Origin of the sequence: Actinoplanes teichomyceticus ATCC 31121 (assembly GCF_003711105.1) — a bacterium.
Taxonomy (GTDB): Bacteria; Actinomycetota; Actinomycetes; order Mycobacteriales; family Micromonosporaceae; genus Actinoplanes; species Actinoplanes teichomyceticus.
Map to the genome: position 1 here is coordinate 358,896 of NZ_CP023865.1, position 13,310 is coordinate 372,205.

At 73.7% G+C, this 13,310-nt stretch carries 14 protein-coding genes; 8 read left to right on the top strand and 6 right to left on the bottom strand.

Annotation, left to right across the window (positions count from 1 at the left end):
- Positions 1-16 precede the first annotated feature (16 nt).
- Positions 17-484 (bottom strand): YcxB family protein, encoded by a 468-nt coding sequence (locus ACTEI_RS01640; protein ID WP_145830799.1) that lies wholly within the window; start codon positions 482-484, stop codon positions 17-19.
- 123 nt (positions 485-607) lie between these two features.
- Here ACTEI_RS01640 and ACTEI_RS01645 point away from each other — a divergent pair, with 123 nt between their 5' ends.
- Positions 608-952 carry a PadR family transcriptional regulator gene (locus ACTEI_RS01645; RefSeq protein ID WP_122976016.1) on the top strand — a complete coding sequence of 115 codons (345 nt, stop codon included), beginning with the start codon at positions 608-610 and terminating at the stop codon, positions 950-952.
- Positions 949-1,371, top strand: coding sequence for an HAAS signaling domain-containing protein (locus ACTEI_RS01650; RefSeq protein ID WP_122976017.1), 423 nt, complete (start codon positions 949-951; stop codon positions 1,369-1,371). The genes ACTEI_RS01645 and ACTEI_RS01650 overlap by 4 nt, the downstream gene beginning before the upstream one ends.
- Here ACTEI_RS01650 and ACTEI_RS01655 read toward each other — a convergent pair.
- Together ACTEI_RS01655 and ACTEI_RS01660 are read right to left on the bottom strand one after the other, a co-directional pair.
- Positions 1,368-3,029, bottom strand: coding sequence for a DNA repair helicase XPB (locus ACTEI_RS01655; protein ID WP_122981858.1), 1,662 nt, complete (start codon positions 3,027-3,029; stop codon positions 1,368-1,370). The two genes, ACTEI_RS01650 and ACTEI_RS01655, sit on opposite strands and share 4 nt — an antisense overlap.
- A 105-nt stretch (positions 3,030-3,134) precedes the next feature.
- Positions 3,135-5,522: a helicase-associated domain-containing protein gene (locus tag ACTEI_RS01660; RefSeq protein ID WP_122976018.1), complete on the bottom strand. Its 2,388-nt coding sequence runs from the start codon at positions 5,520-5,522 to the stop codon at positions 3,135-3,137.
- Positions 5,523-5,600: 78 nt separating this feature from the next.
- Here ACTEI_RS01660 and ACTEI_RS01665 point away from each other — a divergent pair, with 78 nt between their 5' ends.
- Genes ACTEI_RS01665 through ACTEI_RS01675 form a run of 3 tightly spaced genes read left to right on the top strand, consistent with a single transcriptional unit; the run spans position 5,601 to position 6,889 of the window.
- Complete coding sequence (locus ACTEI_RS01665; RefSeq protein WP_122976019.1) at positions 5,601-5,801, top strand: hypothetical protein; 201 nt, start codon at positions 5,601-5,603, stop codon at positions 5,799-5,801.
- Between the two features lie 28 nt (positions 5,802-5,829).
- A complete protein-coding gene (locus ACTEI_RS01670) occupies positions 5,830-6,456 on the top strand; it encodes an HAD family hydrolase (protein WP_122976020.1) in 627 nt (208 codons plus the stop codon).
- Positions 6,457-6,502: 46 nt separating this feature from the next.
- Positions 6,503-6,889, top strand: coding sequence for a cold-shock protein (locus ACTEI_RS01675; RefSeq protein ID WP_122976021.1), 387 nt, complete (start codon positions 6,503-6,505; stop codon positions 6,887-6,889).
- A 3-nt stretch (positions 6,890-6,892) separates the two neighbouring features.
- Here the strand turns inward: ACTEI_RS01675 and ACTEI_RS01680 are convergent, their stop codons facing one another.
- On the bottom strand, positions 6,893-7,717 hold the full coding sequence (locus tag ACTEI_RS01680; protein WP_122976022.1) for a 1,4-dihydroxy-6-naphtoate synthase: 825 nt from the start codon (positions 7,715-7,717) through the stop codon (positions 6,893-6,895).
- Between the two features lie 323 nt (positions 7,718-8,040).
- Positions 8,041-8,367 (bottom strand): hypothetical protein, encoded by a 327-nt coding sequence (locus ACTEI_RS37980; RefSeq protein ID WP_244940662.1) that lies wholly within the window; start codon positions 8,365-8,367, stop codon positions 8,041-8,043.
- Between the two features lie 290 nt (positions 8,368-8,657).
- Here ACTEI_RS37980 and ACTEI_RS37985 point away from each other — a divergent pair, with 290 nt between their 5' ends.
- The 3 genes from ACTEI_RS37985 to ACTEI_RS01695 are packed head-to-tail and all read left to right on the top strand — an operon-like array spanning position 8,658 to position 12,488.
- A complete protein-coding gene (locus tag ACTEI_RS37985) occupies positions 8,658-9,917 on the top strand; it encodes an amidohydrolase family protein (protein ID WP_244940663.1) in 1,260 nt (419 codons plus the stop codon).
- Complete coding sequence (locus tag ACTEI_RS01690; RefSeq protein WP_239082542.1) at positions 9,914-11,110, top strand: MFS transporter; 1,197 nt, start codon at positions 9,914-9,916, stop codon at positions 11,108-11,110. The genes ACTEI_RS37985 and ACTEI_RS01690 overlap by 4 nt, the downstream gene beginning before the upstream one ends.
- A gap of 10 nt (positions 11,111-11,120) precedes the next feature.
- Positions 11,121-12,488 (top strand): GH1 family beta-glucosidase, encoded by a 1,368-nt coding sequence (locus ACTEI_RS01695; RefSeq protein WP_122976023.1) that lies wholly within the window; start codon positions 11,121-11,123, stop codon positions 12,486-12,488.
- 126 nt (positions 12,489-12,614) lie between these two features.
- Here the strand turns inward: ACTEI_RS01695 and ACTEI_RS01700 are convergent, their stop codons facing one another.
- On the bottom strand, positions 12,615-13,226 hold the full coding sequence (locus tag ACTEI_RS01700; RefSeq protein WP_122976024.1) for a TetR/AcrR family transcriptional regulator: 612 nt from the start codon (positions 13,224-13,226) through the stop codon (positions 12,615-12,617).
- Positions 13,227-13,310 lie beyond the last annotated feature (84 nt).

The window sequence follows — 13,310 nt, forward strand, 5'->3', positions numbered from 1 at the left end:
CGATCGGCGGCCCGGCTCAGCCGGCCTTGACGCCGGCGACCACGCCGTCGATGGCGGCCTGGTCCTCGGGGCGGAAGGCGGCGCGCGGAATCGCGATCGTGACGGCGCCGTGCCGGAGCAGCCACATGTCCGGAAGGGTGCGCACCCAGGACAGCCCGGACCACTCCACCCGGGACGAACTGGACGGCATCCGGGTCTCGACGCCGGTCCACGTGACGGTGTAGCGGACCGGGGTGGTCAGCATGTGCCGCTGTTGCAGCCAGCCGATCAGTGCCATCCACTCCGGGGCGAGGCCGACGAACAGCCCGAGTCCGGTCATGAGCGCAAAAACGGCCTCCTGCCTACGGGCGAAGAGCAGGGCGCCCAGGACGGTGACGATCAGGGACAGCACCCGCTGGCGGCGCGGATGGCGGCGGTAGAGCGTCACCGTGATCGTGCGGCGGAGCCAGGCATAGGTGTATCGAAATTCCCCGTGTACCTCCACGGCGGAGAGTATGGCACGACGTGATCTCGCGGGACGCCGACCGGATCGAGCGCCGCCCGGCGCGCGCTTCGCCTCCGGTGGCGGCGGTAGCTATACCTTGCGACGCAAGGTACTGTGTCGAACATGGCAGAGGGAGCGCAGTTGGCCTCCGGGCTCCGGCGCGGCACATTGGAGTTCTGCGTGCTCGCGATGGTGGAGTTCGAGGATCGGTACGGCACCGAGATCGTCCGGCGGCTCGCCGAGGAGCGGACCCTCGCCGCGACCGAGGGCACCATCTACCCGCTGCTGTCCCGGTTGCGCCGCGGTGGCCTGCTGGACAGCAAGTGGGCCGAGTCGCCGAGCGGCCCGCCCCGGCGCTACTACAGCCTCACCCCGTCCGGGCGGTCCGCGCTCGAGCATTTCCGCACCGAGTGGGTGTCGTTCCGTCAGACCGTCGACCGTCTCGTGGGAACCGGTGGAATCGCATGAAGCCTGACCAGACCGACGTGGTCGGTGAGTACCTGCACGAGGTGGACCTGCGCCTGAGCGGCCTGCCGCTGCTGCAACGGCGGGAACTGCTGGCCGACCTGGCGGCGCACATCGCCACCGAGCGCACCGAGCGCAACGTGCGCAGCGAGGGCGAGCTGCTGGAGATCCTGGAACGGCTCGGCAGCCCCGAGGTGGTCGCCGCCGCGGCGTACGAGGAGGCCGGCGCCGCGCGCACGCCCACGGCCACCGCACCGGTCGCCCCGCGCCCGGCCCCGACGTCGCAGCGCCACCGCTGGATCATCGGAGCCGTGGCGGTCGTGGGCCTGGTGATCGTGCTGTGCCTGGGCGCCGCGCTCACCATGAGCCGCGGCGAGTCCGGCCCGGCGCCGGCGCCCGTCGCCCCGGCGCAGGCGCCCTAATCCACCTGCGGCAGCGGCGGGCCGAGCACGTCGTCCGCGTCCACGATGGTGTACGCGTACCCCTGCTCGGCCAGGAAGCGCTGCCGGTGCGCGGCGTACTCGGTGTCGATCGTGTCCCGGGACACCACGGTGTAGAAGTGCGCCTGCCGCCCGTCGCCCTTGGGTCGCAGCACCCGGCCCAGGCGCTGCGCCTCCTCCTGGCGGGAGCCGAACGTGCCGGAGACCTGGACGGCCACCGCCGCCTCGGGCAGGTCGATGGAGAAGTTGCCCACCTTCGACAGCACGAGCGTGCGCAGCTCGCCGGAGCGGAACGCGTCGAACAACCGCTCCCGTTCCCGGTTCGTGGTCGAACCCTCCACGATCGGGGCGTCGAGATATTCGCCCAGCTCGTGCAGTTGGTCGAGGAAACCGCCGATGACCAGCACCTGCTCCTGCGGATGCCGGCCCACCAGCGCGCGTACCACCGGCAGTTTGGTGCGGGCGGTGGCGGCTACCCGGTAGCGCTCCTCGGCGTCGGTCACCGCGTACGCCATCCGCTCCGCCTCGGTGAGCGTGACCCGGACCTCGACGCACTCCGCCGGGGCGATCCAGCCCTGCGCCTCGATGTCCTTCCACGGCGCGTCGTACCGCTTCGGGCCGATCAGCGAGAAGACGTCGCCCTCCCGGCCGTCCTCGCGCACCAGCGTCGCGGTCAGGCCCAGCCGCCGGCGCGCCTGCAGGTCCGCGGTGAACCGGAAGATCGGCGCGGGCAGCAGGTGCACCTCGTCGTAGATGACCAGTCCCCAGTCCCGGGCGCCGAACAGGTCCAGGTGGGTGAAGGCGCCGCCGCGGCGGGAGGTGAGCACCTGGTAGGTCGCGATGGTGACCGGCCGGATCTCCTTGCGCTCGCCGCTGTACTCGCCGATCTCCTCCTCGGTCAGCGAGGTACGCGCGATCAGCTCCCGCTTCCACTGCCGGCCGGCCACCGTGTTGGTCACCAGGATCAGCGTGGTCGCCCTGGCGGTCGCCATCGCCGCCGCGCCGACCAGGGTCTTGCCGGCGCCGCAGGGCAGCACCACCACGCCGGAGCCGCCGGCCCAGAAACCGTCCACCGCCTCCCGCTGGTACGACCGCAGCGTCCAGCCGTCCTGCGCCAGCTCGATCGGGTGCGCCTCGCCGTCGACGTAACCGGCCAGGTCCTCGGCCGGCCAGCCCAGCTTGAGCAGCGCCTGCTTGAGCCGCCCGCGCTCGGACGGGTGCACCGCGATGGTCTCGTCGTCGATCCGCGCGCCGAGCATCCCGGCCAGCTTCTTCGACTTCGACACCTCCAGCAGCACGAACTTGTCGAGCCCGCGCAGGACCAGCCCGTGCACCGGGTCGTTGGCCAGTTGCAGCCGGCCGTAGCGGTCCATCGTCTCGGCGACGTCGACCAGCAGGGCGTGCGGTACCGGGTACCGGGAGAACTTGATCAGCGCGTCGACCACGCTCTCCGCGTCGTGGCCGGCGGCCCGCGAGTTCCACAACCCCAGCGGGGTCAGCCGGTAGGTGTGCACGTGCTCCGGCGAGCGCTCCAGCTCGGCGAACGGCGCGATGGCCATCCGGCACGCCTGCGCGTCCGGGTGATCGACTTCCAGAAGCAGGGTCTTGTCCGACTGCACGATCAGTGGTCCGTTGGTCACCCGTCTGCCCTTCACCGAGCCCACGTCCGGCTCAGCCGTACCCGGGGCTCTTTCCATCGAGCCGAAAAGCCAACCAACCAGTCTGCCACGCCGATCTCCGGCGTCCTACTCCTCGGTGACCGCCGCGGTGATCCGGTGCAGGGCGAAGGTGTGCAGGCTCTCGCCCCGCTCGTCCTCGGCGCGCAGGTATCCGGCGCTCAGCGAGACCGGCCGGACCAGGCGGGACAGGGTGGCGCCGTGCGAGTCGACGTACCCCACCCAGACCTTGGCCCGGTCCCGGACCGCCTGCTGCAGCACCGCCATCGCCTGGCTGTGCTGCTGCACCGCGGTCAGGCCGGGCCCGGCCTGACCGTGCGCGGCCCGCACGGTGACCGGCGCGCGCCGCGCCGCCCGGGTCGCGATGTCGCCGCGCCGCAACTGCTCCACCACGCCGGCCAGGCGCGGGCCGGACAGCATCGGCGGCCCGGCCGGCTCGGCGATCCGCGGCGTGCGGGTCGGCGCCCGCCGGGCCTTCGGCCGGGTCAGCACCGCCGCGCCGCCGGCGTCCTCGGCCACCGGCGCGAAACCGGCCTCGCGCAGCGCGCCCAGCAGCCGGGCCACCGGGCGCGGGCTGACCAGCACGGTCGGCGCGATCCGCCGCAGGTCCAGCCCGGCCACCCGCTTGTCCGAGAGCACCTCGGCGAGCAGCGCCTCGTCGTCGCTGCGCAGGTAGGAGCCGGCCGAGCCGCTGCGCAGCCCACCGTGCCGCCGGGCGGCGTCGTCGATCAGGTACTCCAGGGTCTGCGGCACCGGGGTGCGCGACCGCCGGCGGAACACGGCGTGCAGATCGTCGGCGGTGTAGCCGACGTCCAGGGCGCGCCGCACGCTGGCCGGGGTGACCCGGAAGACGCTGGCCCCGCCGGCCGACTCGGGCTCGGCCAGCACGTCCAGCTCGGCGGCCAGCTCCGGCTCCGGCGGCCCGGGCACCACCACGGTCAGGTCGGCCTGCACCAGGACGTGGTCGACCGGGGCGGGCAGCAGGTGGTCCAGGGCGCGGACGGCGTCCGCCGGGGCCTCCTCCGGGTGCAGGCCCAGCGGATCGCTCTCGGCCGGCTCCGGGTCGCTGAGCAGGAGCCTGGCGTACGACGTGAGCGCGCCCAGCCCGGTGATCCCGAGCAGCGCGGCCCCGGTGAAGCCGTCGCGGTGCCCGAGCTCGCGCCCCCGCGCCCGGCGCGGCGCCTGCCAGGCCAGCAGCGCGAGCAGGTCGTCGACGGCGGGCGCCGCGCCCGGCTCCAGATCGGCGAGCGCGTCCAGCGCCTCCCGCCGGGCCTGTGGCGCGCCGGCCCGTTCGGCGTCCGGGGCGAGCGCGTTGATCGGCCGGTCCCGCTCGTCGCGCCGGCCGACCAGGCCGGGCTGGCGTGTCATGGCCAGCCAGGCCCGGGCCAGCGCCGCCCAGCGCTGCGCCATCCCGGCCGCGCGCCACATGTCGTACGCCCCGGTGGGCAGGAAGAGGTCCGGCGCCGTGCCGGGCGACCGGTGCCCGCCGGCCTCCGCCTCGCCGAGCAGGCCGGCCGCGTACGCCACCTCGACCAGCAGGGCCGCGCCCGCTTCGTCCACGCCGGCCGCGCGGGCCAGCCGCTTGAGGTCGCGCACGCCCAGCCCGCCGGTCTTGAGCACCGCGGCCGGCTCGGCCGCCAGCGCCTCCAGCACCGCCTCGGTGGCGCGCACCGCCTCCATGGTCTGCCCGGCGCCGGCCGAGTCCACCGACTTCGGGTCGCGCACCGGCGCGTCCGGCAGCGGCGGGAACGGCCGCAGCGCGCCCAGCGGCCCGGTGTCCCGGCGCAGCAGCAGCCCCACCTCGCGGGGCAGCTCGACCAGCTCGCCGTCCGGCCGGGGCGCCCTTCCGGCCTCCGAGATCGGCACCAGGATGTGCTGGTCGACCAGCCACCGGATGGGTTCGGCCTTGGACTCGCGGCCCAGCGCGCCGACCGGCGGCCCGGCGGCGAGCCGGTCCAGCACGGCACGGGCGCCCGGCGGCGCGGCCAGCACGGTGCGGCGCAGCTTGGCCCGGTCGGCGACGAGCGCGGCCGCGTGCGCGTCCAGGTAGTCGGCGGGCCGGCCGAGCCCGGCCGGGTACGGCGAGGTGACCTCGTCGACCGCGCCCACCACCTGGAGCGCGTCGAGCGGGCCGTGCAGCAGGAAACGCACCCGGAGGCGGTCGATCGCCACCCGCACGTCGTCGGCGGCCACCCCGGTGGCCAGCTCCAGGATGGCGTCCACCGAGGTGAGGGCGGTGTCCGCGGCGCGGGTGACCCGCGCCGCGTCGAGGATCGTCAGGGTGAACTCGTCCAGCGCGTCCAGGCAGCGGGCGACCGATCCGCGCGACTGCGCGCGCACGGCCAGCGCCGAGATGTCGGCGGGCACCGGAACGACCAGGTCAGGGCGCAGTTGAAGGAGCGCGCCCAGCGCCTCGTCGGGCAGCGACCGGAGTTGATCCGCAAATGTGGTGGCCATCGTCTTCAACGCTAACGTTCATGGGACGATGGTGACGGGTCCGGGCGTGGCCGGACCTCGATCAGAGGAGGACCGAACGTGGCGTCAGAGGGCAAGCTGCCGGGCACCCAGGTGTCGAAGACTAGGGGCGGCCAGGGGCGTGGCGTCGACATGAAGGGTCAGCTGCACGTCTCCGAGCTGGTCTCCGACCGTGCGGCCGCGCCGTCGCCGTTCGGCGACGACCAGACCTTCCCGCTGCCGGTGGAGAGCCTGCGCTACCACGAGTCCCACGGCCAGTGACCCGGTCCGGCCCGCGGGGCCGCCGGGCATGACCGCGGCGGTCGGCTTCGACCTGGACATGACCCTGATCGACTCCCGGCCGGGGATCCGGGCCGCGTACCACGCGCTCACCGCCGAGACCGGCGTCTTCGTCGACGCCGACCTGGCGGTGAGCCGGCTGGGTCCGCCGTTGCGGACCGAGTTGCGCCACTGGTTCCCGCCCGAGGACGTGGAGGCCGCGGTCACCACCTACCGGGCGCTCTACCCGGCGTACGCGATCGAGCCGTCCGTGCCGACCCCGGGCGCCGTGGCGGCGCTCGCCGCGGTCCGCTCGGCCGGGTTGCGGGTGGTCGTGGTCACCTCGAAACTGGGCCGGCTGGCCCGGTTGCATCTCGACCATCTGGGCATGCGGGTCGACGAGCTGGCCGGTGACCTGTTCGCCGAGGGCAAGGCGGCCGCGCTGGTGCAGCACGGGGTGCGGTGGTTCGTCGGGGATCACCGGGCGGACATGGTGGCCGCGCGCACGGCCGGGGTGCCGGGGATCGGCGTGGTCACCGGGCCGTGCCCGGCGGACGAGCTCCGGGCGGCCGGAGCGTCGTACGTGTTGCCCGATCTGACCGAATTCCCGGCACTTCTGGAGCAGATTGCAGTTGGGTCCGGGCCTGGAGCTGGATAGGCTCCCCGTGAGCAGTTGTGTCCATTGAGTGAAGTTGAGGTCAGCGGTGCCCACGGGTCGAGTGAAGTGGTACGACGCGACGAAGGGATTCGGATTCGTCACCAGTGATGAGGGCGGAGACGTGTTCCTGCCCAAGGGTGCGCTGCCGGCGGGGGTCACCGACCTGAAGACGGGCCAGCGGATCGAGTTCGGCGTGGTGGACAGCCGCAAGGGCGCCCAAGCCCTCGGTGTGAAGCTGCTGGACGCCCCGCCGTCGCTGGCCGAGCTGCGCCGGCGCCCGCCGGAGGAGATGGCCAGCATGATCGAAGACATGATCAAGGTGCTGGAGAACACCGTGCAGCCGGCCCTGCAGCGCGGCCGCTACCCGGACAAGAAGACCTCGCTGAAGATCGCGCAGCTGGTGCACGCGGTCGCCCGCGAGTTCGAGATCTAGGCTTCACCCTTTCGCGCCGGCGAAGGCCGGCACGGCAGGCGTCAGACCCGCCGCCGCCGCACGCCCGAGCAGGGCGTCGGCGGCGGCGAGCCCGTCTTCGCCCAGGTCCAGGGTGAATTCGTTGACGTAGAGCTCGATGTGCTGCTTGACCACGGCCGGTTCCATCTCCTGCGCGTTGGCGAGGATGAACTCCTGGCTGGCGGCCGGGTCCAGCCAGCCGTGGCGCAGCGACCCGCGGATCCACCCGGTCGCCTCGGCCGGGTCGACGGCGCCCTTCTTCGCCAGGATCGCGCCGAGCGGGATCGGCAGGCCGGTGTCCGCCTCCCACCACTCGCCCAGGTCGGCCAGGGCGGTCAGGCCGTAGCGCTGGTAGGTGAAGCGGGCCTCGTGGATGACCAGGCCGGCGTCGTACCGCCCGGCGGCCACCCCGGGCATGATCTGGTGGAACGGCACCACCTCGATCCGGGCCGGCGGGTGCCCGGCCGACCAGAGCCGCATCAGCAGGTACGCCGTCGTGCGGTCGCCGGGCACCGCCACGGTGGCGCCGGTCAGGTCGGCGCGCTGCCCCCGGGTCAGCACCAGCGGTCCGCAGCCGCGGCCCAGCGCGCCGCCGCAGGGCAGCAGATCGTAGGAGTCCAGCAGCCACGGCAGCGCCGCGTAACTCACCTTGACCAGGTCGAACTGGCCGCGTTCGGCGGCCGTGTTGGTCACGTCCACGTCCGCGAAGGTCAGGTCGATGCCGGGCGCGCCGGGGACCAGGCCGTGAATCAGGGCATGGAAGACGAACGTGTCGTTCGGGCAGGGGGAGACCGCGAGGGAGAGCGCCACGGGTCAACGCTAGTCCGGCCCCGTGCGGGACGCCCCGGGGGTTGCTTGTCCAGTGCGCCACACCGCATGTTGCCGCAGAGAAGAATATTCACATTCATCTCTGGCATTAACGGCATGTGAATTTCTACACTCCGCCTTGACGGATCATCTGATCTACCAAGGGGGTGTGCCGTGGTTCGTAAGCTGCTCGCCGGCGTCCTGGTACTGGGCCTCGTCGGCGGACTGTCCGCGCCCGCCGAGGCGGCGGCGACCTGGACGCCCGCCTACGACCTGGAGGGCGCGTGCGTCACCCTGCAGGCCTTCAACGGATCCAGCTCGCTCGGCTACGTCGTCAAGGACACCGTCGGGTACGGCTTCACCGGCACGGCGTCGAAGGCCGAGCCGTTCCGGTTCGAGGCCACCCAGCTCGGCCGGTACACACTGCGTGACCACACCGGCGCGCCGCCGTACCAGAGCATGCTCGGCTGGGTGTGGGCCGGCGACGCGTACGGGGAGCGCTCGGACTGGACGGTGACCTCCTCCGCCGGCAGGTACCGGCTGGTCAGCACGGCCACCGGGCAGCAGATGGGGTCGTACCTGGGCGGGCTCGGCGCGGGCAGCGCGACCATGGTGCTGACCCCGGCGAGCGGCTGCGCGGCGATCCCGGACATCGCCACCGGGGTGAGCGGCGCCCCCGGCCCCGCGGTGGACTCCGCGGGCCGGCTGGTCGGCTGGATCGACGCGCACGCGCACGTCACCGCCGCCGCGGCGTTCGGCGGATCGATGCACTGCGGGGACGCGTACGCGGCCGGCGGCGCCCCCGGTCGCGCTGGCCGGCTGCCCCTCGCACGCCACCCTGGGCTGGGGCGCGCTGCTGGAGGCGATCATCGCCGGCACCGATCCGATCAACTCGTCCGAGCGCGGCTGGCCGTCGTTCACCGACTGGCCGCAGCCGGACACGATGCTCCACGAGGCGTCGTACTTCCGCAGCCTGGAACGCGCCTGGCAGTCCGGCCAGCGGGTGCTCAACGTGCTGCTGGTGGCCAACCGGGTGATCTGCGGGCTGACCGCGCAGCACACCTCCTGCGACGAGATGGACCAGATCCGGGCGCAGGCGGCGTACCTGCGCGGGATGCAGGACTACATCGACGCCCGCAGCGGCGGCCCGGGCCGCGGGTGGTTCCGGCTGGCCACCACGCCGGCCGAGGTACGGGCCATCGCCGCGCAGGGCAAACTGGCGGTCACCATCGGCGTGGAGAACTCGGAGATCTTCGGCTGCCGCGAGATCGGCGACGTGCCGCAGTGCACCACCGCCGACATCGACGCCGGGCTGGCCGAGCTGCAGGGCATCGGGGTCAGCGGCCTCTACCCGGTGCACAAGTTCGACAACGCGTTCGGCGGCACCCGGTTCGACTCCGGCGTCAACGGGGCCGCGGTGAACGCCGGCAACCTGCTGTCCACCGGGCACTGGTGGCAGGCGACCAGCTGCACCGGCCCGTCCGACAACGAGCAGCCGCTGGTCAGCGACGACCTGGCCAAGCTCCTCGAACTCGGCGTCGAGCTGCCGGCCGGGACGATCCTGCCGGTCTACCCGAGCGGGAAGATCTGCAACGTCCGCGGGCTGACCACGCTCGGGCGGTACCTGATCCAGAAGATGATGGACCGGGGCATGATCATCCATGTCGACCACATGAGCGTGCGGACCGCGACCGCGGTGCTCGACATGGCCGAGCGGGCCGGGTACGCCGGGGTCGCCTCGGTGCACACCTGGAGCGACCGGGCCCTGGTGAACCGGCTGCTCGGGGTCGGCGGGTTCGTCGCGTCGTACGCGTTCGCCGCCACCGACGACGGCACCGGCACCCCGACGTTCCTCGACGAGTGGCGGGCCAACCGGGCGCTCGCCAACGGCGGCCGGATCACCGGGTACGGCGTCGGCTCCGACGTCAACGGGCTGGGCCCGCAGGCCGAACCCCGCCGCAGCGCCGGAAGCAGCCCGCTCGCCTACCCGTTCACCGCGCTGAACGGGACGACGGTCGCCAAGCAGGTCTGGGGCACCCGCACCTTCGACCTGAACACCGACGGCGTCGCCCAGTACGGGCTGTACGCCGACTGGATCACCGACCTGGTGGACCAGGCCGGAGCGGACCGGGCGCTGCTCGCCCGGCAGTTGATGAGCGGGGCCGAGGCGTACGTCGCGATGTGGGAGCGGGCCCGCGCGTGACCGATACCGTCACCGGCGCGCCGGTGCGCACCCGGTGGATGGTCGCGTACGCGCTGGCCATGACCGGGGTGGCGGCGGGCTGGTTCGGGCCGATCCAGATCCTGCTGCCCGAGCAGGCCGAGCGGCTCGCCGGTGCGGACGGCAAGGAGGCGCTGCTCGCGCTGGTGACCGCGACCGGCGCGGCCGCCTCCCTGGTCGCCAACCCGGTCTGGGGCGCCCTGTCCGACCGGATGGGCGCCCGGCGCCGGCCGATCCTCGTGGCCGGCGCCGGGCTCGGCGTCGCCGGGCTGCTGGTGCTGGCCGGGGCCGGGTCCACCGGCGTCATGGTCACCGGCTGGGTGCTGGTCCAGGCCGGGCTGAACGGCCCACTCGCCGCGCTGGCCGCGATGATCGGCGACCGGGTGCCGGAGCGGCAGCGCGGCACGGTCGGCGCCCTGTTCGGCGTCGCGCAGATCGCCGGGGTGCTGCTCGGCACCGCCCTGGCGGTCGTGACCGGCCAGGGCGCGCCCGGCTACCTCGCGGTGGCCGTGGCGGTGCCCGCGCTCGGACTCGCGCTGCTGCTGACGCACCGCTCCCCGGGCGCCGCGCCGGTCGCCCGGGCGCCGGTCCGGTGGGCGGTCCTGCTCCGGCCCGGCGCCCGGTTCGCCTGGGCCTGGCTGATCCGGTTCCTGCTCAACCTGGTCAACGCGCTGATGTTGGTCTATCTCTTCTACTTCCTGTCCGACCGGGTCCGGGTGGCCGACGCGGCGCTCTGGGTGCTCGTGCTGACCGTGGTCAACGTGCTGTTCGCCGGGCTGGTCGGGTTCGCCGGCGGGGTGCTGTCGGACCGCTGGGCACGCCGCCGGGTGTTCGTCGCGGCAGGCGCGGTCACCCTGGCCGCCGGGGCCGTGCTGCTCGCCCTGGTCCCGGTGGCGCCGGTGGTGATCGTGGCATCGGTGCTCGTCGGGGCCGGATGGGGCGCCTACGTCGCGGTCGACATGGCGGTGCTCACGCACGTGCTGCCGGACTCCGGGACCCGGGCCACCATGCTCGGGGTCGCCAACATCGCCGGAACCCTGCCGCAGCTGCTCGCCCCGGTGCTCGCCGCGCCGCTGGTCACCTCGCCCGGCGGCTATCGCAGCCTCTACCTGCTCACCGCCGTTCTCGCGCTGCTCGCCCTGGCACTCCTGCCGCGGCTGCGCGCACTGCCCTGAAAGGACCCGCATGGCCCCCGACTTCCCGCAGTTCCCGCCGGGCTTCCGGTTCGGCATGGCCACCTCGGCGTACCAGATCGAGGGCGCCTGGGACGCCGACGGCAAGGGCCCGAGCATCTGGGACACCTTCACGGCGCGGCCCGGCACGGTCCGGCACGGCGAGGACGGCCGGGTGGCCATCGACCACTACCACCGGTACGCCGAGGACGTCGGCCACATCGCCGCGGCCGGGGTGCGCGACTACCGCTTCTCCGTCTCCTGGCCCCGGGCGCTGGCCGGCGGCCGGGCCCTCGACTTCTACGATCGGCTCGTCGACGCGCTGCTGGCCGCCGGGGTCCGCCCGGTCCCCACCCTCTACCACTGGGACCTGCCGCAGGAGCTGGAGGACCGCGGCGGCTGGCTGAACCGGGACACCGCGCACCGGCTCGCCGACCACGCCGGTGTCCTGGCCCGGCGGCTCGGCGACCGGGTCCGGGACTGGATCACCATGAACGAGATGAACGTGCACACCCTCTACGGGTACGCGCTCACCGACCACGCCCCGGCCCGCGGGCTCGGCCTCGCCGCGCTGCCCGCCGCACATCACCAGCTGCTCGCCCACGGACTCGCCGTGCGGGTGCTGCGGGCCCACGGCGCGGACGCGGTCGGCGTCGCCAACCAGCACTTCCCGGTGAGCGCGGCGAGCGAGGACCCGGCCGACCTGCGCGCCGCGGAGACGTTCCGCACCCTGACGAACTGGACGTTCTCCGATCCGATCCTGCTCGGCGGTTACCCGGACGAGACGATCCGGGCCGGGGTGGGCGTGCCGGACGCCCGGCTGGACCGGGACCTGGAGCTGATCGGGGCCCCGCTGGACTTCTACGGCGTCAACTTCTACGAGCCGACCACGATCGAGGCGCCCCGGGCCGGAAAGGACTACACCGGGGTGCTGGAGGTGGACATCCCCGACGGTATGCCGTTCTCACCGGTGCCGGTGAAGAGCGACGAACGTACCGATTTCGGCTGGGCGATCGTGCCCGGCGCGCTCACCGAGATCCTGCTCGCCCTCCGCGGTCGCTATCCGGCGCTGCCCCCGGTCATCGTCACCGAGAACGGCGCGTCGTTCCACGACGCTCCACCCGGCCCGGACGGCCGGGTACCCGATCCGCGCCGGATCTCCTATCTGGACGCACACCTGCGCGCGGTCGCCGCCGCGATCGACTCCGGGGTACGGGTGGACGGGTTCTACGTGTGGTCGGCGTTCGACAACTTCGAGTGGGCCGCCGGTTACGACGAGCGGTTCGGTCTGGTCCATGTGGACCGGCACACCCTCTCCCGGACGCGGAAAGACTCCTGGCACTGGTACCGCGACCTGATCGCCGCCCAGCGCCGCCCGTGACGGCGGTTCACCGGTCGCCGCCCGTGACGCCTATGCGCCGGAGCCGATCGCGGCGCCGGTTCAGCGGTCGCCGTTCGTGACGCCGGCACCGGTCCAGCGGTCGCCGTTCGTGACGCCGGCGCCGGTTCAGCGGTCGCCGGCGGGCCGGCGCAGCTGGCTGACGAAATCGTCGGCGAGACGGGTCAGGCGCTCCGCCCGGCCCTCCTCGGCCCACCCGTCCACCAGGCTGAGCAGGGTGCTGCCCTCGACCAGGATGATGAAGTCGTCGATCACCGCCTCGTCGGTGACGCCGGTCCGCAACTCGTCCCGCTCGCGGGCCTCCCGCAGGCAGTTGTGCAGGTGCCCGCGGATCGCCCGGTGCGACCGGCGCCGCGACTCGGCCAGCCGCGGGTGGGACAGCGCCGCCCCGGCGAACGCCACGTTGACGTGCGCGTCCGCGGCCCGCTCCGGGTCCAGCGGCAGCACCGCGTCCAGCGCGGCGCGCAGCGCGGCCAGGCCGTAGCGGTCGCCGCCGAGCCGGAAGGCACGCTCCACGATCCGTTCGTAGACCGCCTGCTGCGCGGCGACGAGGATGTCATCCTTGCCGCCGAGGAAATGCGCGAGCACGCTGAGCGAGCAACCCGCCTCGTCGGCGATCGCCCGGGTCGTGGTCCCCTCGACGCCGCGCGCCCGGACCACCCGCCAGGTGGCCGCGAGCAGCTCCGCCCGGCGCGCCTCGCGATCGACCAGCCTGGGCACCCGCCCAGCTTAGCCAGCCACCGCCGACACCAGGTGCGCCGAGGCTTTCGCGCCGGGCGCGCTGGCATCTCCGGTGGGCGCGGC